General features: G+C 64.3%; 20 protein-coding genes. 11 read left to right on the top strand and 9 right to left on the bottom strand.

Annotated elements, in window-relative coordinates:
* Positions 1–90: 90 nt before the first annotated feature.
* Complete coding sequence (locus tag R2N11_RS18035) at positions 91–1,410, bottom strand: hypothetical protein (protein WP_316681879.1); 1,320 nt, start codon at positions 1,408–1,410, stop codon at positions 91–93.
* Positions 1,411–1,597: 187 nt separating this feature from the next.
* Here R2N11_RS18035 and R2N11_RS18030 point away from each other — a divergent pair, with 187 nt between their 5' ends.
* Both R2N11_RS18030 and R2N11_RS18025 read left to right on the top strand, forming a co-directional pair.
* Positions 1,598–1,969, top strand: a complete 372-nt coding sequence (locus R2N11_RS18030; RefSeq protein WP_199031085.1) for an ArsR/SmtB family transcription factor — start codon at positions 1,598–1,600, stop codon at positions 1,967–1,969.
* Positions 1,970–1,991: 22 nt separating this feature from the next.
* Entirely contained in the window at positions 1,992–3,074 is a 1,083-nt protein-coding gene (locus R2N11_RS18025; protein ID WP_316681878.1) for an SRPBCC domain-containing protein, read from the top strand.
* Between the two features lie 71 nt (positions 3,075–3,145).
* Here the strand turns inward: R2N11_RS18025 and R2N11_RS18020 are convergent, their stop codons facing one another.
* The 3 genes from R2N11_RS18020 to R2N11_RS18010 form a co-directional block, all read right to left on the bottom strand.
* On the bottom strand, positions 3,146–3,655 hold the full coding sequence (locus R2N11_RS18020) for a DUF1993 domain-containing protein (protein ID WP_316681877.1): 510 nt from the start codon (positions 3,653–3,655) through the stop codon (positions 3,146–3,148).
* A gap of 178 nt (positions 3,656–3,833) precedes the next feature.
* Positions 3,834–4,277, bottom strand: a complete 444-nt coding sequence (locus tag R2N11_RS18015) for a thioesterase family protein (protein WP_199031088.1) — start codon at positions 4,275–4,277, stop codon at positions 3,834–3,836.
* Positions 4,278–4,391: 114 nt separating this feature from the next.
* Positions 4,392–4,853 carry an Lrp/AsnC family transcriptional regulator gene (locus R2N11_RS18010; RefSeq protein WP_039596296.1) on the bottom strand — a complete coding sequence of 154 codons (462 nt, stop codon included), beginning with the start codon at positions 4,851–4,853 and terminating at the stop codon, positions 4,392–4,394.
* Between the two features lie 146 nt (positions 4,854–4,999).
* Here R2N11_RS18010 and R2N11_RS18005 point away from each other — a divergent pair, with 146 nt between their 5' ends.
* The gene (locus R2N11_RS18005; protein WP_199031089.1) at positions 5,000–6,478 is read left to right on the top strand and encodes an aminotransferase class V-fold PLP-dependent enzyme; all 1,479 of its coding nucleotides are present in this window, start codon (positions 5,000–5,002) and stop codon (positions 6,476–6,478) included.
* A 117-nt stretch (positions 6,479–6,595) separates the two neighbouring features.
* Here the strand turns inward: R2N11_RS18005 and R2N11_RS18000 are convergent, their stop codons facing one another.
* From R2N11_RS18000 to R2N11_RS17990, 3 genes are all read right to left on the bottom strand, one after another.
* Positions 6,596–7,090 carry a DNA-deoxyinosine glycosylase gene (locus R2N11_RS18000; protein WP_316681876.1) on the bottom strand — a complete coding sequence of 165 codons (495 nt, stop codon included), beginning with the start codon at positions 7,088–7,090 and terminating at the stop codon, positions 6,596–6,598.
* Between the two features lie 20 nt (positions 7,091–7,110).
* Positions 7,111–9,033, bottom strand: coding sequence for a molecular chaperone HtpG (gene htpG / locus R2N11_RS17995; protein ID WP_316681875.1), 1,923 nt, complete (start codon positions 9,031–9,033; stop codon positions 7,111–7,113).
* 133 nt (positions 9,034–9,166) lie between these two features.
* The gene (locus tag R2N11_RS17990) at positions 9,167–10,648 is read right to left on the bottom strand and encodes an aminotransferase-like domain-containing protein (protein WP_199031092.1); all 1,482 of its coding nucleotides are present in this window, start codon (positions 10,646–10,648) and stop codon (positions 9,167–9,169) included.
* 142 nt (positions 10,649–10,790) lie between these two features.
* Here R2N11_RS17990 and R2N11_RS17985 point away from each other — a divergent pair, with 142 nt between their 5' ends.
* The 8 genes from R2N11_RS17985 (at position 10,791) to R2N11_RS17950 (ending at position 17,569) form a co-directional block, all read left to right on the top strand.
* The gene (locus tag R2N11_RS17985; protein ID WP_316681874.1) at positions 10,791–11,510 is read left to right on the top strand and encodes an alanyl-tRNA editing protein; all 720 of its coding nucleotides are present in this window, start codon (positions 10,791–10,793) and stop codon (positions 11,508–11,510) included.
* A gap of 13 nt (positions 11,511–11,523) precedes the next feature.
* Positions 11,524–12,462, top strand: a complete 939-nt coding sequence (locus R2N11_RS17980; protein WP_316681873.1) for a DMT family transporter — start codon at positions 11,524–11,526, stop codon at positions 12,460–12,462.
* 44 nt (positions 12,463–12,506) lie between these two features.
* Positions 12,507–12,977, top strand: coding sequence for a RidA family protein (locus R2N11_RS17975; RefSeq protein WP_199031095.1), 471 nt, complete (start codon positions 12,507–12,509; stop codon positions 12,975–12,977).
* Between the two features lie 131 nt (positions 12,978–13,108).
* Positions 13,109–14,299, top strand: a complete 1,191-nt coding sequence (locus R2N11_RS17970) for an aminotransferase-like domain-containing protein (RefSeq protein ID WP_316681872.1) — start codon at positions 13,109–13,111, stop codon at positions 14,297–14,299.
* 45 nt (positions 14,300–14,344) lie between these two features.
* Positions 14,345–14,986, top strand: a complete 642-nt coding sequence (locus R2N11_RS17965; RefSeq protein ID WP_316681871.1) for a glutathione S-transferase family protein — start codon at positions 14,345–14,347, stop codon at positions 14,984–14,986.
* 156 nt (positions 14,987–15,142) lie between these two features.
* On the top strand, positions 15,143–15,370 hold the full coding sequence (locus R2N11_RS17960) for a hypothetical protein (RefSeq protein WP_316681870.1): 228 nt from the start codon (positions 15,143–15,145) through the stop codon (positions 15,368–15,370).
* Positions 15,371–15,461: 91 nt separating this feature from the next.
* Positions 15,462–16,748: an MASE1 domain-containing protein gene (locus R2N11_RS17955; protein WP_316681869.1), complete on the top strand. Its 1,287-nt coding sequence runs from the start codon at positions 15,462–15,464 to the stop codon at positions 16,746–16,748.
* Positions 16,749–16,756: 8 nt separating this feature from the next.
* Positions 16,757–17,569: an alpha/beta hydrolase gene (locus R2N11_RS17950; protein ID WP_199032867.1), complete on the top strand. Its 813-nt coding sequence runs from the start codon at positions 16,757–16,759 to the stop codon at positions 17,567–17,569.
* Between the two features lie 5 nt (positions 17,570–17,574).
* Here the strand turns inward: R2N11_RS17950 and R2N11_RS17945 are convergent, their stop codons facing one another.
* Together R2N11_RS17945 and R2N11_RS17940 are read right to left on the bottom strand one after the other, a co-directional pair.
* Positions 17,575–20,730, bottom strand: a complete 3,156-nt coding sequence (locus tag R2N11_RS17945) for a multidrug efflux RND transporter permease subunit (protein ID WP_316681867.1) — start codon at positions 20,728–20,730, stop codon at positions 17,575–17,577.
* A 2-nt stretch (positions 20,731–20,732) separates the two neighbouring features.
* Positions 20,733–21,935, bottom strand: coding sequence for an efflux RND transporter periplasmic adaptor subunit (locus R2N11_RS17940; protein WP_430715452.1), 1,203 nt, complete (start codon positions 21,933–21,935; stop codon positions 20,733–20,735).
* Between the last annotated feature and the right edge of the window lie 39 nt (positions 21,936–21,974).

Genomic DNA, 21,974 nt, shown 5'->3' with positions numbered 1-21,974 from the left:
GGCCCGGTAACAGAAACGTGCCGGCACCCCCGCGCCAGCTACGGGCGCGATTGTGACAGATGCGCCCGCCGGGAGGCGAGCGCGCTCTGATTACGGTTTCATCAACTCACATTGATTCGACATCGATTCGCAGCGCGAGCACGTGTCCTGCGCACGCTGATTGATCGTCTGCAAACCATTGGTGTTGACCGCGTTGCGGTTCATCAGCCCGGCAATCCCGCCAATCACCCCCGCGCCGGCCGTCGTCAGGCAATCGGTGGTGCACTTGTCGGCCGAGGCCTTGCACTGGTTGTAGGCCACTAGGCGGCGTTGCTTATCGGCCTCCTGGCGCTGCTGCTCCATCTGCAGGCGCTGAGCATCAATATTGGCGCGCTGTGTGGCGGCAGCAGCTTGTGCCTGCGCTTGGGCCTGTGCGGCGTCGGCGCGGGCGCCTTGCGCGTCCACCTTGTCCTGCACGGCGGCCATGCGGCTGGCAGCAGATTCGATCAGGCGGCTCTTCGGAAAGCGCTCGATGATGGCGCGATAGGCATCCAGTGCACGGTCGTAGTGGTGTTCCTGCTCCTGGCGGCTGCCGTAGGTGAAAAGCTTGTCGGCCTGCGCCGTGGCGATGAACTTGGTGTGTGCGGCCGCTGCGGCCTCGGCCTCGGCGTAGGTACGCTTCTTGGCTTCCCAGGCTGCATCGATGCTGTCCATGCGCGCCCGCGGCCAGTCTGCGTAGCCCTGGCTCTTGAGCGCGACGTCAAACTGGGCAACACAACTGTCGTAGGTTTCGCATTCCGTGATGTTCCAGTTGCCTGGGGCGCCGGTCACCAGTGCATAACCGTCGAGCGATTTGCTGGCACGGTCTGCCGCGCTTGGCCAGCCGGACCACGCCTTGGTGGCCGGGTTGTAGCGCGCCAGATAGATCACGTTGCGACGGTTGCTCGCAGCGCCGTCACCGCCCACCACCGTGAATGCGGCCCGCTCGTGGTTGTCGGTCGCATTCTGGCGATACGCACCTTGCAGGGTGCCGTTCACGTAGTAGTCGACCGAATAGCCGCCTTCCGGGTAGGTTACCTTGCGATAGGTTTCCTGCAGCGGGCTTTGCTGTGCCGAATAGCCAGACACAATGGTCGTTTGCGGCACACCTGTGCTGTCGAAGCGTCGGCCTTCATATTTGCCGACCAGCTTGCCGGCTGCCCAGTAACCGACCTCTTCGGAGCGATGATCGGTGTTCACGTACGTCAGCTTGCCATCGCCCTGCGCGTAACCGTCAACGCAGCGGCCTTCCCACTTGATGGTCTCACCCGGCTGCGGCGACGGATTCCAGACCTTGCAGCCCGAGGCCGGATCCGCAAAGAACGTGCTGGGTGCCGCATGCGCCCCGGCCGACATCAACAAGGCGACCAACGCCCCCACGACAGTCTTCATGTGATTCCCCCCAAAAGCATTCAAATCCGCGCTTTTTGATCGCGTCGGACACAAGTCTGAGCGGTATCCGGGCACGCTGCTACCCCCATTTTGGGGATGTGATGTCTCCCCACATGCACTTCCAACCACAGTAGAGGCAGATGTAACGCGCCTTGACAGTCAATTAACCAACTAGTTAAATGAAGATATGCCGACATCAGACGACACCCTTTCGACCGTGTTCGCCGCCCTGGCCGACCCAACGCGCCGCGCGATCCTTGCGCGCCTTGCAGAAGGCGAAGCCCCGGTCAGCGAGCTCGCCCGCCCATTCGACATGTCGGCGCCAGCCATTTCCAAGCACCTGCGTGTGCTGGCCGAGGCCGGGCTGATCGAGCGTGAGATCAACGCGCGCTGGCGCATCTGCCACCTGCGCCCCGGCGCCTTGCGCGATGCGCATGGCTGGCTGGAGCGCTATCGCCAGCACTGGGAAGGCAATCTGGATCGCCTGGTTGCATTTGTTGAGCAAGCCCACGCCACATCCGCGCCCCCGGACGCGGACACCCCATCCACCAAGGACTGACAACAGACACCCGGAGACGACCATGGACCGCGCCGCCACTTTCGAACTGGAGATGACCCGCCATATCCGCGCACCGCGCGAGCGGGTGTTCGATGCCTTTACCGATCAGGCCGCGCTGGCAGTCTGGCATTGCCCGCGCGGCATGGGCGTGGTGGAAGCCCGCGCCGATGCGCGCGTCGGCGGCCAATACCGCATCGTCATGGGCGGGCGTGATGGCAACAGGCACATCGCCGCTGGTGAGTACCAGACGCTCGATCGCGCCAACTTCCTCGCCTACACGTGGTGGTGGGAGGTGGGCTCCATGTCGCCAGAGCTGAAGACGCTGATTGAAGTCACGCTCACCGACAAAAACGGCGGCACCGATCTGCACATGCGCCACACCGGATTCCCAGATGCGCAGACACGCGACGGCCACGTGGTCGGCTGGCAATCCGTCTTCAACCGCCTGAACGATTATCTGGACCCGGAAGGCACGGCCGGCACCGTCACCGTCTACGGCAACCCGCGCAGCACCTACTGCCGCACAGTGCGCATGGCGCTTGCCGAGAAAGGCGTGCCCTACAAACTCGATCCGCTCACACCCCATACGCCCGAGCTGGTCGCGCACAACCCGTTCGGCCGTGTGCCGGCATTCAGCGACGGCCCGATCGAGTTCTACGAAACCCGCGCCATCCTCACCTACATCGACGAGGCCTTCGATGGCCCGAGCCTGCTGCCGCAATGGGGCGCCACCGCCCACGCGCGTGGCGAGCAGTGGATCAGCCTGATCAATTGCCACGCCTACGACGCCATGGTGCGTCGCTACGTGCTGCAATACATCTTTCCCAAGGGCGCAGACGGACAGCCTGACCGCAAGGTGATCGATACCGCCGTGCCTGAGATTACCGCACAGCTGGACGTGCTTGAACAAGCTTATGGCGAGCGCGACTACCTGGTCGGGAATACGGTGTCGATGGCAGACCTGTTCTTCACGCCGATTGCGATGTATCTGGAGATGTTTCCCGAAACCAAGGCGCTGCTGGACAAGCGGCCGAACATCCAGCGCGGGCAGGCCGCCATGCGTGCACGGCCCAGTTACGCCGCCACGATGCCGCAACTCGGTTGATCCGCACCCATGAAAAACGCCGGCGCCTGTGATCAGGCCGCCGGCGTTGTCTTTGCGGTGAAGCGCTTCGCTCAGGGGCGCCCGAGATAGTCGAACTTGCCGATCTCCACACCGTTATGGCGCAGCAGCGCATAAGCCATGGTGATGTGGAAATAGAAATTCGGCAGCATGAAGCCACGCAGATAGTCGATGCCGCTGAACTGCAGCTCGCCCTTCGGGGACTTGAGCGTGACCGTGCGATCTTCGCTACCCGCAAACGCTGCCGGGTCGACGCTGTTGACGTACTCGAGCGTCTTGGCAATGCGTGCCTTCAGTTCCGGAATGGTCGTCTCGACATCCGGATACGACGGCGGCTCCGCGCCCGACAAGCGCGCCGCCGCGCCTTTGGCCTGATCGCAGGCAATCTGCACCTGCCGCGTGAACGGATGCATGTCGGGCGCCAGGCGCGCGGTCATGAGATTGGCGGGGTCGAATTTCTTCGCCTCTGCATAGGCAGCCGCCTTGTCGAGCAACGACGACAGGTTGCCGAGCATGCGGTTGGCGGTCGGCACCAAAAACTCATACATCGAAGGCGTGGTCATCTGAAAATGCTCCGTAAGTTCAGGACAATCTGCGGGCAACGCCCGCCACAACAACTGTGGCGCGATTCTACCGCTGCATGCGATGGCTCACCCAAGCCCATCACAACCCCAAGGCCGAGAGTTAACCGGCCCAGCAAGCCCCCAATTCTGGGGATGCATGCCGTCATGCTCGGCGGCCTTACTCCACCCAGTTCACCTTCGGGAATCGACCCGCAAAACCCTCTGGCATCGCCATCACTTTCTTACCCACGTAGTCGAAGAACACAAAGCCTGACTTGGCCATGGCGATCAGCGTATCGTCGGCCGGGCGCGTGATGCGGAAGATGATGTCGCCGCCGTACTTATTGAAGTCCATCACCCCCACCTCGAACAGCAATTGATCACGCGCATGTGCCTCGTTGCGATACATGGTCGCGAGGTCGGTCACGATGATGCCGCCTCCTTTCTGCCCGACATCGTCACCGGCGAACTCGTAAAGAAAGCGCGCTCGCGCCTCGGAGATCATCGAGATCATTGAGTCATTGGCAAGGTGATTGGCTGCGTTGATATCAGTCACGCGCACGGTCAGATGCGTGGAATAGCAGAACTGATCAGTCGGCAGGTCGAGTTTGAGACGGGCCATGATGGGAGTCGCAAAGATGGTTTGGGCGCCGCACCGGCCTGGCGGGCAAAACCACCATCATACGGAAGGTGCCGCACCGGATTACGGCATTGCAGCGTTGATGACCGCACCACCTTACCCATCATCGCGCACCGGCAACGCAGTCGAATACTTGATCTGCTCCATCGCAAACGAAGAACTCACATCTGACAGCGGTACCGCCTTGATGAGCTGCTTGTAGACGCGATCGTAGTCCTCGATGCCGGTCACCGCGACGCGCAGCAGGTAGTCAACCTCGCCGCTCATCCGATAGACCTCGACCACTTCCGGCATATCGCGCACCACCTGTGTGAAACGCTGCGCCCACTTCTCGGTGTGCTGATCCGTGCGCACTGCAACAAACACTGTCGTACCGACACCCAGCTTGCGCGCATCGCACAGCGCCACCTGCGCCCGGATGACGCCCGTCTCCTTGAGACGTTGCACCCGCTTCCAGCAAGGCGTCTGCGAGAGATTCACGCGTTGCGCGAGTTCAGCAATGGGCAGCGTCACATCGGCCTGCAACAACCTCAGCAACTCGCGGTCAATGGCATCCATTTTTTGAGAAGAAGATATTTCTAGATAGACGCAATTTTAGGAAAAATTCATCCTCACGACTCCGCATTTATCAGGAATTTTGAATTATTTTTCCTGCTCACTCGCCGTATCATTTCCTCGCCCCTACCGCAGCAAGAGAACGACATATGAGCGACAGCAACACGATGCACTACCTCGACTACGCAGCCACCACGCCGGCCGACCCCCGCGTGATCGCTGCGATGACCGCCTGCCTTGGCATCGAGGGCGCATTCGGCAATCCCGCATCGAGCTCACACGCAACCGGGCGACGCGCACGCAGCCGGGTCGAGCACGCACGCGAACAGGTTGCCGCGCTGATTGGCGCAGATGCCGATGAGATCATCTGGACATCGGGCGCCACCGAATCCAACAACCTCGCACTGAAGGGCTACGCGGACACCGCGACAGGCAAGCGCCACCTGATCACCAGCCGCATCGAACACAAAGCCATTCTGGACACGATGGCACACCTGTCGACGCGCGGCCTGGCGGTGACCTATCTCTCACCGACCGCGCAGGGCGAAATTACCGCTGACGCCGTGGCCGCAGCAATGACGCCTGAGACGGGCCTCGTCTCGCTCATGCTGGTGAACAACGAACTGGGCACGCTGACCGACATCCGCGCAATCGCGCAGATCGTGCATGCCGCAGGCGCGCTGTTCCATGTCGATGCCGCGCAGGCGCTCGGCAAGACGCCGATTGACGTGCGCGCGCTCGGCATCGACATGCTGTCGATGTCCGCACACAAGTTCTATGGCCCCAAGGGCATCGGCGCGTTGTACGTGCGCCGCGAGATCGCGTCCCGGATTGCACCGCAGATGCACGGTGGTGGGCATGAGCGAGGTCTGCGCTCGGGCACGCTGGCGACACATCAGATTGTCGGCATGGGGCTCGCCTGCGAACTGGCGGCAGAAGAGATCGAGAGCGAAGCTGCCCGAATTGCGGCGCTCAGCCAGCGCCTGAAGGCGTCGGTGCTCGCCCTGGGCGATGTGGTTCACAACGCTGACGTGGCGCAGCGCATCCCGCACACCTTGAGCCTGACGGTGAATGCGCCGGGCTTCTTCCCGTTCATGCTGGGCGACGGCCTTGCCGTGTCATCGACATCGGCATGCAATTCCGCTGCCGGCACACCGTCCCACGTATTGACGGCAATTGGCCTGGATGCGGACACGGCAGCCCGCACCGTGCGCATCAGCCTCGGTCGTTTCACGACGGAGCAAGACATCGACTTTGCGATTGCCTGCTTTCAACGCGCCATCGAGCAATGCCGGGCGACGGCATCCAATGGGTTGGCCACCTCGCGGCAGATCCTGCCGGCGGATCTGAGGGCCATTCGCGATGCGGGCTTCCACTCCGTGATCTGCAACCGCCCCGATGGGGAAAGCGCTGACCAGCCCGCCTTTGAAGAGATTGCCGCTGCCGCACGCGAATTGGGTCTGGAGGCGCGCTACCTGCCTATCGAACCGAATCAGATCGGCGATGCGGAAGTGGGTGCGTTTGGCGCATTGGTTGATGCATTGCCCAAACCCATTCTTGCTTACTGCCGAAGCGGAAATCGGGCTGGAATGCTGTGGAATCGTCTGGTGGAGCAGCGCAAGGCTTGAAAAGGGAGGCGGCCTAAGCGCCGCTAACAAAACTGTCCTGGCTAGGCGTGCCGACGCAGACAGTACTGGAGTACGGCAAGGAGGCGCAACGACGCCAAGGCGGTTTTGTTAGCGGCTCTATTCCAGCCATGGCCGCAGTTCCTGCCACACACGCAGCTTCTCCGCGTAGGACAAGGTATGCGCCGGGCTGCTGGAGGGCAGTGTCAGGATGTGGTGGCCGCCGCCATGCGCACCGAGCGCCCTCAGGCCGATGCGTGCGGCGGTGCCGCCGTTGAAGGCAATCGCAACCAATTCCGGCAATGCGGCAATCAGGGCGGCGAGGTCGTTGCCGGCGTGGTCCCGAATCTTGCTATCGAGGCTGCCTTCTCGTTTGGCCTCGGCCACGACATCCCACAAACCGAGGCGATGCGCGCGCAGCGCTTGCAGACGTGCGTCGTAGTCCATACCCGGCAAATCCTGGCCGATCACCTCACCGGCCAGGCGCCAGAACTGGTTGTGCTTGTAAGCGTAGTACTGCGATTGCGCGAGCGATGCCTCGCCGGGCAGGCTGCCCAGGATCAGCACGCGCGTGCGCGCGTCGACCACAGGCGGAAAGCATCGCTTGAGCGTCACAGGTACAGAGCCAAGGGCGATCAGGCCAGCAGGCGATTCACGCGCTGCACGTAAGCCGCCGGGTCGGTCAACGAGCCACCCTCGGCCAGCAGAGCCTGATCAAACAGCACGTGCAGGCGATCTTCAAACGCGACGCGATCGGCGTCGTTGCCGGTCACGGTTTCCAGCAGCGCGAGCTTGCGCACCAGCGGATGCGTCGGGTTCAGCTCCAGCACCGGCTTGCTGTCGGGCGCTTGCTGACCGGCCTGCTTGAGCAGGCGCGCCAGCGTGCCGCTGATGTCGCCATCATCGGCCACCAGGCACGACGGCGAATCCGTCAGGCGATGCGTGATGCGCACGTCCTTGGCCTTGTCGGTCAGCACCGTCTTGGCACGCTCGACCAACGCCTTGAACTCGCCTTCCACCTTGGCGTGCTCAGCCTTCTCGGCTTCATCTTCCATCGCGCCCAGGTCCAGATCGCCACGCGCCACCGACACCAGTTCCTTTTCTTCAAAGTCGTGCAGGAACGAGAGCATCCATTCGTCCACGCGGTCGGTCAGCAGCAGCACTTCCACGCCCTTCTTGCGGAAAATTTCCAGGTGCGGGCTGGACTTGGCGGCCGTCCAATTCTCGGCGGTCACGTAGTAGATCTTGTCCTGACCTTCCTTCATGCGGCCGATGTAATCCGCCAGGGATACGGTCTGAGCACTGTCTTCGTTGTGCGTGGAAGCAAAGCGCAGCAGCTTGGCAATGCGGTCCTTGTTGGCGTGATCCTCGCCAATACCCTCTTTGAGCACCTGGCCGAAGTGCTGCCAGAAGGTGGCGTACTTCTCCTTCTCGGCCGCGTCATCCGACTCGGCCATCGATTCGAGCATGCCCAGCACGCGTTTGGTCGAGCCCTCGCGGATGGCCTTCACATCGCGGCTCTCCTGCAGGATTTCGCGCGACACGTTCAGCGGCAGGTCTGCCGAATCGATCACACCCTTCACGAAGCGCAGATAGCCCGGCAGCAGTTGCTCGGCGTCATCCATGATGAACACGCGCTTGACGTACAGCTTCAGGCCGCTGCGGCGCTCGCGATCCCACAGGTCGAACGGCGCATTGGTCGGGAGGTACAGCAGTTGCGTGTATTCGCTGCGGCCTTCCACGCGGTTGTGCGTCCACGCGAGCGGCTTGCCGTTCTCGTGCGCAATATGCTGGTAGAAGGCGATGTACTGCTCGTCGGTCACGTCGGCACGCGGGCGGGCCCACAGGGCGCTGCCCTGATTGATGGTTTCCCATTCGTCCTGGGCGACCATCTCCTTCTTTTCTTCGTCCCACGCTTCCTTGCGCATCTGGATCGGCAAGGAGATGTGGTCCGAATACTTTTGCACGACCGATTTGATGCGCCAAGCGGAGAGGAAATCGTCCTCACCCTCGCGCAGGTGCAGCGTGATGGTGGTGCCGCGTTCAGCACGTTCGATGGTGTCGACGGTGAATTCGCCGTCGCCGGTGCTTTCCCAGCGCACGCCTTCATTGGCGGCCACGCCGGCGCGGCGCGATTCCACCGTCACACGGTCGGCCACGATAAAGGCGGAGTAGAAGCCCACGCCAAACTGGCCGATCAGCGCTGCATCTTTCTGCTGGTCGCCCGAGAGCTGGCTGAAGAACTCGCGCGTACCCGAGCGGGCGATGGTGCCAAGGTTGCGGATGGCCTCATCGCGGCTCATGCCGATGCCGTTGTCGGCAATGGTGATGGTGCGCGCGGCGGCATCGAAACCGATGCGGATGCCCAGCTCACCACCGCCTTCCAGCAGTTGCGGATTGGCGATGCCCTCGAAGCGCAGCTTGTCCACCGCGTCCGACGCGTTGGAGACCAGCTCGCGCAGGAAGATTTCCTTGTTGCTGTACAGCGAGTGGATCATCAGATGCAGAAGCTGCTTCACTTCTGCCTGGAAAGCCATCTTCTCGTGCGGTGCGCTCATGGTGTGCGTAAAAAGTCTGAAAAGTGGAAACGGAAAGAGAAGCGGGCTACACGTAGCGCGTGTGCCCGCATGAATTTGTGAGGCTAGATAAGGCGTCGGCCCGGGTTTTCAAGACCGCGGAATCCCCAACCCGTCAGCCGCCGCGATCGAGTTGCTCTGCCAGAAACCGAAGCATGTCCGGGTCGGCGCTGGTGGCGATGTTGAAGCGCATCCACGTCGACGGCATCTGCGACGGCGAAAACAGGCTGCCCGGCGCAAACACGTAGCCCTGCTCGTGCCCAGCGCGGGCGATGGCGTTGGTGTCCTGCCCCGTATCGGCCCAGAGGAACATCCCGGCGCCCTGCTGCGCAAAGAGCTTCAGGCCCATACGCTCCAGGCTGCGCTGCACGCCATCCCGGGCGCGGTCCAGGCGGGAACGTACGCGCTCGACGTGCTTGCGGTACTGGCCTTCGGTGAGGATCTTGTAGAGCACGCGCTCGTTGATCTCGGGCGTGGTCAGGTTGGTCAGCAGCTTGCCATCGGTCAGATTCTTGGCCAACTCCGGGTGGCAGGCGATAAAGCCCACCCGCAAATTGATCGCCAGCGTCTTGGAGAAACTGCCCAGGTAGATCACGCGGCGCAATTGGTCGAGGCTGGCCAGGCGCGTGCCTTGGTGGCCCGGAGGCGCAAGGTCGCCATAGATGTCGTCTTCCACGATCAGAAAGCCGTACTGCTCAGCCAGCCGCAACAGTTGGAACGCCTTGGCGGCCGAGAGCGATGTGCCCGTCGGGTTATGCAGGATCGAATTGATGATCAGCAGCTTGGGCCTGCGCACCTGCACCAGCCCCTCCAGCGCAATCAGGTCCGGCCCCTCGGTGGTGTAGGGCACGCCGATCACCTGTGCGCCCTGTGCGGCAAAGCGGCCGAACATCAGAAACCACGCCGGATCAGCCACCAGCACCGTATCGCCGGGCTGCACGTACTGGCGCGCGATCAAGTCGAGCGACGAGGTGATGCCCGAGGTCATGACGATCTGGTCGGGGCGCGCACCAATCTCCAGCTCCGCCAGACGCGTCTGCAACTGCTGGCGCAGCGGCAAGAAGCCCTGCGGCAAGCCTGGCGCCAAGAACTGGTTGCCGTTCTGGCGGCCCAGTGTGCGCAGGGCATTGGCGATCAACTCGCCGTCCAGCCAGCCGTTGGGCAAAAAACCGGTGCCGGGCGACTTGCGCGGCTCGGCCGAAAGAAACATGTTGCGCAACAGCCAAGTGACGTCGATCTTGCGCCCGACTGCCAGCGGCGGTGGGGCAGGCTGATCGTCGGGTAATGCCGTGTGGCGCTCCTTTACGTAGAAGCCCGAACCACGGCGCGATTCCAGATACCCCTGTGCCACAAGCCGCTCGTAGGCCTCGACCACCGTGAAGCGCGAGATGCTCTTTTCCTGCGCCAATTGCCGGATCGAGGGCATGCGCATGCCGGCGCGGAACACACGCTCGTCGATGCGCATGCGCGCCCACTCGGTCAGTTGGTCCACCAGCGTCATCTGCGCCGAGGGAATCGGGTCGGGCAGCTGCTCCGCAGCCGGCCGCGCAGCCGCGCGCCGGGCATCCAGGCTGACGACTTGGGAAGAGACAGTCATGATCGAAGGCCAGATTGTGGGACCAAAGAACTGTACAGAAAGCACCACGACAAAGTGTACAGGTACTGTACAGACACAGTTCGGTAGGATCAAGGTCGGATTTCCGCCCTTATGCGCACACTCCACCCAGGGGAGCCCCGCTATGCCAACGCTCAAGCGCTTTGACGAAGACGCCTACCGAACCGCCTGCGACGCCACCATCGTTGCCGTGCACCCGGAAGGCATCGAGCTGGACCAGACCGTGTTCTATGCCCGAAGCGGCGGCCAGGCCGGCGACACCGGTACCCTCGCCCTGCCAGATGGCCAGACCGTGGCGATAGCCGACACCGTCTACAGCCCCGATCGCCAGACCGTGCTGCACGTGCCGGCAGACGGCGCAGACCTCACCCTGCTCGCGCCCGGCACTGCCGTCACCGTCGCCATCGACTGGGAGCGCCGCCACCGCCTGATGCGTCTGCACACTTGCCTGCACCTGTTGGGCTCGCTGATTCCGGTGCCCGTGACGGGCTGCGGCATCTCGCCGGACTCGGGCCGTATCGACTTCGACCTGCCGGAATCGACGCTCGACCGCGACACACTCACCACGCAACTGAACGAACTGATCGGCCGCAACACGCCGGTGCGCATCGACCTGATCACGCCCGAAGAACTGGCCGCGCAGCCCGAGCTTGTGCGCACGATTGGTGCGGCGCCTCCGGTGGGCGCGTCGGCCATCCGCATCATCCATATCGACGGCATCGACCGCCAGCCGTGCGGCGGCACCCACGTGCGCGCCACCGGTGAAATCGGCCGCGTGGTCGTCACCAAAATTGAGAAGAAGAGCCGTCAGAACCGCCGCGTGGCGGTGGCATTTGCGGATTGAAAGGACGCGCGCCATGAACAAATCCGCCACCCTGCCAATGCCCCACACCGACCACGCCGAACGCCGCGGCATGCTGCTCGGCTTCATCGGCGTGGCGATCTTCAGCCAGACGCTGCCGTTCACACGCATGGCCGTGGCCGAGCTGGATGCGACCTTCGTGGCACTGGTACGGGCAGTGCTGGCAAGCGTTCTGGCGCTGGGCCTGCTGGCAGCCACCGGCGCGTTCCCCGCCGCCAAACGCCCGCAGGGCCGCCAATGGCGGCAACTCGCTGTCACGGCGATGGGCGTGGTGGTCGGCTTTCCGCTGTTCTCCTCGCTGGCGATGCGCGATGTGCCCGCCGCACACGGCGCCATCATCACTGGCCTGCTGCCACTGGCAACCGCGGTGTTTGCCGCGTGGTTCGGGCGTGAGCGGCCATCGGCAGGGTTCTGGCTGTGCGCGGTGGTGGGCAGCGTGCTGGTCGTCTCGTTTGCGCTGCTGCAAGGGGCCGGCACCCTGCACCGCGCTGACTGGCTGCTGTTTGCCGCCATGGTGACCGGCGCTCTCGGCTATGCGACCGGCGGCAAGCTCTCGCGCGAACTGGGCGGCACGCAGACGATCGCCTGGGCGCTGGTCATCTCGCTGCCGGTGCTGCTGCCAATGGTGGCCGCGCTGGCGTGGCTACCGTCCACGCATCAGGCCGAAGCGCTGGCACATGCTTCGGCACGCGCCTGGATCGGGCTGGGCTACGTGTCGGCCTTCTCGATGTTCATCGGCTTTCTGTTCTGGTATTCGGGCCTGGCTGCCGGCGGTGTTGCGCGGGTCGGGCAGATACAATTGCTGCAACCTTTCATGACGTTGATCGGCGGCTGGCTGCTGCTGGGCGAATCGCTCGATGCGCCGACTGTGCTGTTTGCACTGGCAGTGATTGCCGTGGTCGGCATCGGCCGGCGGACTTCGGTGCGCCGATAGCGTCTTTACTCGGTTTTGTTCACCCAACACATCAAGGAGTCCTCATGACCGCCTCGCACGACGCCCAGGCCAAGCTCAAGCAACTGGGCATCGAACTGCCCGCCGCCGGTGCTCCGGCCGCCGCCTACGTCATGGCCGCGCAAACCGGCAACCAGGTCTTCCTGTCCGGCCACATCGCCAAGAAGGACGGCAAGCCGTGGGTCGGCAAGCTGGGCGCCAACATGACCACCGAGGAAGGCAAGGCCGCCGCGCGCGCCATCGCCATCGACTTGCTGGCCACGCTGAACACCCACCTGGGTGGTGACCTGGGCCGCGTCAAACGCATCGTCAAGGTCATGAGCCTGGTCAATTCCACGCCCGAGTTCACCGAGCAGCACCTGGTGACCAACGGCGCGTCGGAGCTGTTTGCCGAGGTGTTTGGCGATGCCGGCAAGCACGCCCGCAGCGCCTTCGGCGTCGCACAGATTCCGTTCGGCGCGTGCGTTGAAATCGAGCTGATTGCTGAAGTCGCTTAATCGTTTCACCCGGCGTCGCACCGGCGTCGCTCTGGCCCCTGCAAGCCAGGGGCGTTGCCTGCTATTCTTTTCGCTTTGCCCACCCACGGCGCCCGCTCACGAGGTGGGCGCCGCAACACAAGGACCACACCATGGACCACACCGCCTGTACCTTCTCCAACCGTGCTCAGAAACTGACCAGCTCGGCGATCCGGGAAATCCTCAAGATCACCGAACGCCCTGAGGTCATTTCGTTTGCCGGCGGCCTGCCCGCCCCGGTCACCTTCCCGGTAGAAGCGATTCAGGCGGCGTGCGCCCGCATGTTTTCCGACAACCCGCAGGCCGCGTTGCAGTATGGCCCGACCGAGGGACTGTCCGGGCTGCGTGAATGGATTGCCCAGCGTCATGGCACCACGGCTTCGCGCGTGCTGATCACGACGGGTTCGCAGCAAGGGCTGGACCTGCTGGGCAAGATCTTCATCGACCCGCAAAGCAAGGTCATGGTGGAAACGCCCAGCTACCTGGGCGCCCTGCAATCGTTCTCGCTGTTCGAGCCGGCATATGCGTCGGTGCCCAGCGATGATAAGGGCCTGCTGCCCGAAGCGCTCACGCCCGAGCTGACCGCCGGCGCGCGCTTCTTCTACACCATCCCGAACTTCCAGAACCCGACCGGCCGCCGCCTGCCGCTGGAGCGCCGCCAGGCCCTGGTGGCCCGCGCCAAGGAACTCGGCGTGCTGCTGGTGGAAGACGACCCGTACGGCGAACTGAGCTACACCGGCGACCAACTGCCCTCGCTGCGCTCGCTCAATCCGGACGGCGTGGTCTACATGGGCTCGTTCTCGAAGATCCTGGCACCGGGCATGCGCCTGGGCTACATCATTGCGCCCGAGCACATCCACTTCAAACTCGTGCAAGCCAAGCAGGCGTCGGACCTGCACACGCCCAGCTTCACGCAGCGCGTGGCCTACGAGGTGCTCAAGACCGGCCTGCTCGACACGCACATCCCGAGCATCCGTGACCTGTATGGCAAGCAGTGCGAGGCGATGCTCGATTCGCTCCAGCGCCACATGCCGACCGGCGTGCACTGGAACCGCCCGGAAGGCGGCATGTTCATCTGGGTGGAAGTGCCGGAAGGCATCGACACGATGGCGCTGCTGGAAAAGGCCGTCGCGCGCAACGTGGCGTTCGTGCCGGGTGCGCCGTTCTACGCCAACGCCCCGCGCCGCAATACCCTGCGCCTGGCGTTCGTGACGGTGGCGCCGGAACGCATTGAACAAGGCATTGCCGTGCTGGGTGAGTTGCTGCGCGCAGAAATCGCGGCACTCACACCCAAGGCCGCCTAAATTACGTAACTACACTCACTCATCCATAGAAAGGAGCCGTCGTCGATGTTGCGGATCTGGGGAAGACTCTCTTCGGTCAACGTGCAGAAAGTGGTCTGGTGCGCGCGCGAGCTGTCGCTCGACCACGAGCGCATCGACGTCGGCGGTGCCTTCGGGGGCGTCGACACGCCGGCGTTCAAGGCGATGAATCCGAACGGCATGATCCCCGTCATCGAAGACGGCCTGAACGATTCCAGCGACGAGCGCTTCGTCCTGTGGGAGTCCAACGCGATCGTGCGCTACCTGTCGGCGCGTTACGGCCCGGGCAATCTGTACCCGCTTGAACTACACGAGCGCGCAGACGCTGACCGCTGGATGGATTGGCAGACCACGTCATTCAGCCCGTCGATGGTGGATGCGTTCCTGCAGCTCGTACGTACACCGGAAGATCGGCGCGACGCGGCCCGCATCGAGCGCTCGCGCCAGGCTGCCGAGCGCACCACCGCCGTCCTCGACGCGGTGCTCGCCAAGCAGCCGTATGTGGCTGGCCAGCGCTTCACCATGGCGGACATCGTCTGCGGTTGCGCCGCGCACCGATGGCTCGGGCTGCCGATCGAGCGCCCGGCGCGTCCGAACCTCGAGCGCTGGATGGCTGAACTGCGCGATCGGCGTGCGGCACAGGAAGTGCTGGCGTTGCCGGTGGTCTAAACCAGCGCTCTGATCGCTCCGATTAATCAGCTGTTACAACAATCCGGTCATCCCCACCCTCCCGCCCCCCGTTCAATGGCGGTAGGCGCAAGCGTCATTCCATGCGACGCGCCTCATGTCCGGGCGCCTGTCCTGGAATGACTAGGAGATGTCTTCATGAAGCACGTTGGATTCCGTCTTTTGCTGCCCGCGCTGGCGCTGAGCAGTGCGCTTGCCGGTTGCGTGGTCGCGCCGCTTGAGCCGCCCACGGTTGCCCCGGCGGGCGTGGTGTATGTCGCGCCCGTCACGGTTGCCCCCGGACCAGGCTATACCTGGCGCTATCACGCGCACTACGGCTGGGGATGGTGGCACCCGCACCATGGCTGGCACGAGGGTTGGCATTAAGCCGGCACCGTAGCTGATTGCGGTAGCATCACCAACCGCGCACGGCCTTCAACGCCGGCGCGGTTTTTTGTTTTTACCGAGGGAAACCCGGATGCGATTCCACCGACTTTCCACCCCCGTCGCCACGATCCTGTGGGGCGTGCTCTATCTGGTTGCCGCCATCGTGTCGCACCGCCTGAACGGGCCGGTGGACATGACGGGCTATATCTGGCTGCCGGCGGGCGTGACCATGGCCGCCTTCATGCTCCGGCCGTACCGCGAATGGCCGGGGCTGGGCGCAGCCTTTGCAGTGGCGCAACTGGCGCTGGCTGCCATCGAACACACCAACCCCGCACACGCGATGCTCTTCGCTCTGGACGAGGTCGGCAGTTCGGCGCTGGCTGTGGCGCTGATCCGGCTGATGGGCGTGCCACTCGAAGGGCTGTATTTCCTGCGCGCCATGCTGACGGCGGGCGCAATCAGCGGCATTGTCGGCGCGCTGTTCGGGGCGGCATGGTTTGCGTGGTCGCAAGGCGGCTCGTTCGGACACGTCTTCCGGATCTGGGGCGCATCGGATTTCCTGGGCGTGCTGATTGTCACGCCAGTGCTGGCAGCCTGGTCGCGCTTTCGTGCGTTCCGCTCGGGTGGTACCGATCGCACGGATTTCCTGCTCGGCCTGGCGGCCTTCATCGCGCTGGCCGTGTCGTCTTACGTGGTCTTCGACGGCAACAGCGCAGCCAAATTTGGCGATGGCATTGGCTTTGCGCTGACCTACGTGCCGCTGTTCTTTGCCGTGGTGGTGGCCCTGCTGTGGGGCGGGCGCGGCGGCTCGGTGGCGGTATTGCTGCTGGCGCTGGTCGCCCTCGTGCAGACGGCCGAAGGCGATGGCCCCTTTGCCGTGCTCGACCGTCACTACGGCCAATCATTGCTGGAAACGCAGTTGTACCTGGGCGTTGCCGCGCTGCTGGTGCTGCTGGTGAGCGCACTCAAAACCACCCGCGAGCAACTGCACGAACAAAGCGCGCATTGGCAGAACCGCGTAGAGCTGGCACTGGCCGCGTCCAGCCAGCTCGTCTACACCATCGACCCAGCCAGCGGCCGTATCGACTGGGGCGGTGACGTGACGCTGGCCTTCGGGCACGACGCGCAGACCATGGCTTCGGTCGCGACCGTGCTGCAGCTCGTGCATCCGGACGACCGCGCCGGCTTGAGCGCCCGTTGGCTCAGTAACACTGCATTTGACGATGAGGCTGTCGCACCCGCACGCCGGCAAACACTGCGCCTGAGCGCACGCGACGGCACGTTGCATACGGTGGTCGATACCGGCGGGCCGCTGACGGATGCCGTTGGCAACACGGCGCTGGTGGCCGGTACCTGGTCGGTCGAGACTGCACTGTGACCACGCCGGTGCCCGGCAGCACGGCAGTGCTGCTGATCCATGGCCTGGGCGGCACGTCCTACGACCTGGGCGTGCTGCAAAAAGCGCTGCGCAACGCCGGCGCGGTGGCGCACGCGCCCACCCTGCCCGGCCACGGCACGCGCCCGGAAGACCTGCTCACCACGCACGCCGAGGCGTGGCTCGACGCGCTCACGCAAACGTACAACCAGTTGCTCACCGAGCACGAAATCGTGCATATCGCCGGCATGTGCATGGGTGCGCTGCTGGCGTTGGTACTGGCACATCGCGTGCGGCACGGCGTGGATCGCCCGCAAGACAGGCTGGCGCTGCTGGCGACACCCATCCATATCGATGGCTGGTCGACACCGTGGTACCGGGAGCTGCGTCACGCGGTGTATCGGATTCCGGGTATGGCCGCGCGCATGCGCGTGGAAGAGGATGAGCCGTTCGGCATCAAGAACCCGCTGCTGCGGCGGATCATCAAGGCCAAGCTCGCGCGTGGCGACAGCTTCCACTATCCGTGGGTGCCGCTCACATGCATTCGCGAAGTCGATCGGCTTCGCGTCAAGGCGCATGCAGCCATGCACGCCATCACCTGCGAGACGCTGGTCATTCACGCCCGTGAAGACGAACTGACCAGCCTGCGTTCCGCCGAAACGCTGCAGGCCGCCTTGCCGCGTGCCCGCACCGTGGTACTGGAAAACAGCTACCACATGATCTGCGTGGACAACGACCGCGATCAGGTCGCGGCCGAGCTGCTGGGCTTCTTCGGGTTCGACCCGGCGGCAGCCAGGCGCAAGGGCCCAGCCGCCGCGGATTGATCCGATCAGGCAGCAGGTCCGGCGGTTTCGTGCTCGTGCGCTGCGTCCAGCCGGCGCTGGCGCTCGCTGCCCTTGAACACGCGCCGCACCACCACAAAGAACACCGGCACCAGAAACACCGCCAGCACCGTCGCCATGATGATGCCGCCCAGCACGCCCGTACCGATGGCGCGCTGGCTGGCGGATGCCGCCCCCGTTGCAATCGCCAGCGGCACCACACCGAAGGCAAACGCCAGCGAGGTCATCACGATGGGCCGGAAACGCAGGCGTGCTGCCTCCAACGTGGCCTCGATCAAACCCATGCCCTGCGCCACCAGATCCTTCGCAACTTCGATGATCAGGATCGCGTTCTTGGCCGACAAGCCGATCGTAGCGATCAACCCGACCTTGAAATAGATGTCGTTGGGCAGGAAGCGCAGTGTGGCACCCAGCAGCGCACCGAGCACGCCCAGCGGCACCACCAGCATGACAGCCAATGGAATCGACCAGCTCTCGTACAGCGCCGCCAGACACAGGAACACCACCAGGATCGACAGCGCGAACAGCGCCGGTGCCTGCGCCCCCGACAACCGCTCTTCGAACGACTGGCCCGTCCACTCATAGCCGAAGCCCTCGGGCAAACCACGCGCGATGGACTCCATCGCCGCCATGGCCTCGCCCGAGCTGTGGCCGGGTGCGGGTGAGCCGCTGATCGACATGGCCGGGAAGCCGTTGTAGCGGTCCAGCTTGAGCGGCCCGACGATCCACTGGGCCTTCGTGAAGGCTGACAGCGGCACCATGGCACCCGCCGCATTGCGCACGTGCATGCGGCCGAGCTGCTCGACCGACACGCGTTGCTTGCCGTCGGCCTGCACGATCACGCGACGCACCTGGTTGCGGTAGACGAAGTCGCCCGCATAGTCGGAGCCAAACATCACGGCCAGCGTGCGGTTGATGTCGTCAATCGACACGCCCATCGACAGTGCCTTCCTGCGGTCCACGTCGATCAGGATCTGCGGGGCATCGCCCTGACCGGCAAAGGTCACCTCCGAGAGCGCCGGATGCTTGGCGGCCTCGGCCAGTACGTGATCACGCGCTTGCGCCAAGCGCTCGTAGCCGGCGCCGCCGCGATCTTGCAGGCGCAGGTCGAAGCCGGGCTTGCTGCCCAGCTCCGGCAGTGCGGGCGAGTTCATCGCCATGACCATCGCGCCCTTGATCTTGCCGAACGCGGCATTGGCGCGGGCAACCACGGCGTCGACGTGCTGGTCGTCACCCTTGCGGTGCTTCCACTCCTTGAGCGTGAGGAACAGCATGGCCGCGTTTTGCCCATTGCCATACAGGCTGAAGCCTGTGATGGCCAGCGTGGACGCTACGGCCGGCTCCTTGGTCATGAAGTACTGCTCGGCCTGACGCACCACGTCGAGCGTCTGTGCCTGCGTGGCCCCCGTGGGCAGCATGACGACGGTCATGAACTCACCCGTGTCTTCTTCCGGCAGGAAGGCGGTCGGCAAGCGCATGAACAGCAGCACCACCACGCCGATGATGGCGCCATAGACAATCAGCGCACGGCCAGTACGCGTCAGCAACTTGGCAACACCGCCCTGGTAGCGCGCAGTCAATCGCGCGAAACCGCGGTTGAACGCACCAAAGAAGCCCTTGCGCTCCGTACTGTGCCCAGGCTCCACCGGCTTGAGCAACGTCGCACACAGGGCCGGCGTCAACGTCAGCGCCAGGAACGCCGAGAACACCATCGACACCGCCAGCGACAACGAGAACTGCCGGTAGATATTGCCCACCGCACCGCCAAAGAACGCCATCGGCACGAACACCGCCGTCAGCACGAGCGAGATGCCGACAATCGCCCCGCTGATCTGGCGCATGGCCTTGGCCGTCGCGTCACGTGGCGAAAGCCCTTCTTCATGCATCACACGCTCGACGTTCTCCACCACCACGATGGCATCGTCGACGAGGATACCGATGGCCAGCACGAGGCCGAACAGCGTCAGCACGTTGATGGAGAAGCCCATCGGCAGCATCACCGCAAACGTGCCCAGCAGCGCAATCGGCACCACCAGCGTGGGGATGAGCGTCGCACGCAGGTTCTGCATGAACAGCATCATCACCAGAAACACCAGTACCACGGCTTCGAGCAGCGTCTTGACCACCTGCTCGATGGCGATGCCGACAAAGCGCGAGCTGTCGTACGCCACTTCGTAGCGCACGCCCGGCGGGAAATGTGCCTGCGCCTCGTCCAGCACCGCGCGCACACGCTTGGCCACGCCGACGGCGTTGGCGCCCGGCGCGAGCTTGATACCGATGGTCGTGGCCGGCTTGCCGTTCATGCGCGAGAGGTACAGGTAGTCGCTGCCACCCAGCTCCACGCGTGCCACATCGCGCAGCAGCACCATGCGGCCCTGCGCATCCGCGCGCAGCGGAATCTGGCCGAACGCATCGGGCGTGGTCAGCCCATCGTCACCCGTGATGCTCGCGTTGATGGGCGCACTGCCCGGCACCGCCCCGCTGCCGATTTCACCCACGGTGATACGCGCGTTGTAACGGCGCACGGCATCGCTCAAATCACCTGCCGTCAGGCCGAGCGCGGTGAGCTTGTCCGCATCGGGCCAGATACGCATGGCGTATTCCGCATCGAACAACTGTGCAGTGCCAACGCCGGGCACGCGGCGCAGTTGCGGAATCAGGTCAGACGACGCCAAGTCCCCCAGATCGATACCGTCAAAGCGGCCATGCTCGGCCGACAGCGACAGATACATCATGTAGTTCTCGGCCGCCTTCTCGATGCGGATGCCGTTGCGGCGCACGACTTCGGGCAGGCGCTCCTCGACGATCTTCAAGCGGTTCTGCACCTCCACCGCCGCAAGATCGGGGCTGGTGCCCTGCTTGAACGACAGGTTGATCGACACGTTGCCCGCCGCATCGGACGACGACGACATGTACAGCAACCCCGGCGCGCCATTCATCTCACGCTCGATGATGGCCGTGACAGCGCTCTCCACCGTGCGCGCGGAGGCGCCCGGATAGTTGGCGCTGATACTGACGTTGGGCGGCGCGATGTTCGGATACTGCGCCACCGGCAGGCTGGGCAGGGCCAGCAGGCCGGCCAGGATGATGGCCAGCGCAATCACCCAGGCAAAAACCGGGCGGTCGATAAAGAAACGTGCCATGGTCAGCCTTTGGTGCGCTCAGTCGGCTTGGTATCAGCGGCTGCGTCGGCGTGCTTGGCGGCCGGCACCGGCTTGACGGCCATGCCAGCTTCCAGCGTTTGCATGCCAGGGATGGCAATGCGCTCGCCGCCGGTCAGGCCGCTTGTTACGAGCCATTGATCACCAGCCAACGTTTGCGCAGCCACAGGCTGAGCCGCCAGTGTGTTGTCGGCCTTCACCACGAACACGGACGCACCATGACGATCACGCTGCAACGCCCCCTTTGGAATCGTCACCGCACCCTGCTGCACCGCGTGCGACAGCTTCACGCGCACATACATGCCGGGCAACAGCAGGCCATCGGGGTTGGGCAGCACGGCGCGCATCGAGACGTTATCCGTCGCGCGGTCCACCGCCAGATCAGAGAACAGCAACTTGCCCGGGCGCTCGTAGGCCACGCCATCGCTCAGGATGACTTGCACACCGATGTCCTGCCCCGTCAACGCGGCGGCCTGCCCTGTCTTGAGCGCGCGCTGCAAGGCAAGCACCTCGGCAGCGGGCTGGGCGAAGTCGACATAGATCGGATCGATCTGCTCGACCGTGGTGAGCGGCGTGGCGGCGTCTTCCTTGACCAGCGCCCCTTCGGTGACCTGCGCGCGGCGCGAGCGGCCACCAATGGGCGCGGTGACCGTGGCATAGCCCAGGCGCAGTTGCGCCGTCTCCAGCGCGGCGCGAGCGGAAACAACGTCAGCCGCAGCCTGACGCTCGGCGGATTGCGCTTCGGCGTATTCGAGTTCGCTCACGGCGCGGGTGGCGGCCAGGCCCTTGTAGCGGGTGGCCTTGTCGCGGGCGATGGCAACCTGCGCCTGCGCGCGGGCGAGTGCGCCTTGTGCCGCGTCCACCTGTGCCTTGAGCGGCGCCGGATCGATACGGAACAGCACCTGGCCAGCCTTGACGACCTGCCCCTCTTCATAGGCGCGCTTGAGCACGATGCCATCTACGCGTGCGCGCACTTCTGCCGTGCGATACGGCTCCAGGCGGCCGGGCAGTTCGGTCTCCAGCGGCGCGTCGGAGCGCTGCGCAACGGCAAACTCGACTTCCGGCGGGCCGGCAGGCTTGGCAACCTCGTCGGTGTGTTTGCTGCAGGCCTGAAACACGGTAAGCGCACATGCGCAGAGCAACCACCGGGACGAACGGGAGCCTTGGAACAACACGGAGAACTTCATGGGAAGGGGGCTGGGCGCGTGCACGCCCGAGATATTGAA

The sequence above is a fragment of the Ralstonia flaminis genome (assembly GCF_958415495.1).
Classification (GTDB): Bacteria; Pseudomonadota; Gammaproteobacteria; order Burkholderiales; family Burkholderiaceae; genus Ralstonia; species Ralstonia flaminis.
This window is presented reverse-complemented; position numbering and strand designations above follow the sequence as displayed.